The 892-nt window shown below is 68.7% G+C and carries 2 protein-coding genes; one reads left to right on the top strand and one right to left on the bottom strand.

The genetic code is table 11. The features are described 5' to 3' along the window. Nucleotides 1-113: 113 nt before the first annotated feature. Nucleotides 114-641: a hypothetical protein gene (locus tag O3W51_RS48210; RefSeq protein WP_269290448.1), complete on the top strand. Its 528-nt coding sequence runs from the start codon at nucleotides 114-116 to the stop codon at nucleotides 639-641. Here O3W51_RS48210 and O3W51_RS48205 read toward each other — a convergent pair. Then, nucleotides 598-892: transposase (locus O3W51_RS48205; RefSeq protein ID WP_269290446.1), on the bottom strand; the 295-nt coding region annotated here is incomplete at its 5' end. The genes O3W51_RS48210 and O3W51_RS48205 overlap by 44 nt on opposite strands.

Raw genomic sequence — 892 nt, 5'->3', positions numbered from 1 at the left:
AGAAGTTGTTGTCGTTCCGAATCTGAGGGCGATGTTTTCGCTGGTCAGGCATAGGGTCGGCGATTCGGTGGGAGTGGTGGCATGTCGTGTCGTCACTCCCCGGGAGGTCACGGATGCCGTCGGTGGTCGGACTGCTGGAACAGCACGAGCTCGCTGCTCGTCGTCGTGTCGAGGGGTTGCGTGAGGAAGCCGATCGCATCCAGGCCGAGCTGGCCGCGGCCGAAGAGGATTGGCAGGAGTGGGTGATCGCCCGCAGGCGAGTGGGCACGGTCCTGGCTCCGGACGGCGAGAGCACCGTTGTCGAGGAGGCCGTCTCCGGCCCGGTCGCGGGCTCGACGTCCCGGCAGGCGCCGAGGGCGAGGTCGCAGGTCCCGGTATGGCGTGAGGGACTGGCGGGGTCGGTGCTGTCGGTGGACTATCAGCGCATCCTCACCGCGCTAGCGGACCGGGACCGGCTCCATCAAGGTCCGCTGACCTGCCAGGAGTTGGCCGTGCAGTTCGGTCTGGACGCGGTGCCGGCACGGGTGGAGGCGCTGCGGTCGAAGGCGAAACGCCTGGTCGCGCGGGGCTGGCTGGCAGAGCGGCAGCCGGGCCGGTTCACGCTCGCGCAGGGTGTGGCCGGGCGAGGCGACGGGTCATGAGCAGGATCATCGACCAGTAGATCATCGCTTCGGCGCTGGTGGTGCGGCGTTCGTAGTCGCGTGCCAGGCGGCGGGTGCGCATCAGGTGGGCGAAGAGGCGCTCGACCATCCACCGTTTGGGCAGGACCACGAAGCCACGCATGTCGTCGCTGCGTTTGACGATCGACAAGACCAGGGCGAGCACGGTGAGGCAGTGCTCGACGAGGGGGCCGGTGTAGCCGCCGTCGGCCCAGACCAGCTCCAACCGGTGG

The organism is Streptomyces sp. H39-C1 (genome assembly GCF_027158125.1).
GTDB lineage: Bacteria > Actinomycetota > Actinomycetes > Streptomycetales > Streptomycetaceae > Actinacidiphila > Actinacidiphila fildesensis.
The sequence above is the reverse complement of the archived record's forward strand: the minus strand, read 5'-3'. Positions and strand labels throughout refer to the sequence as shown.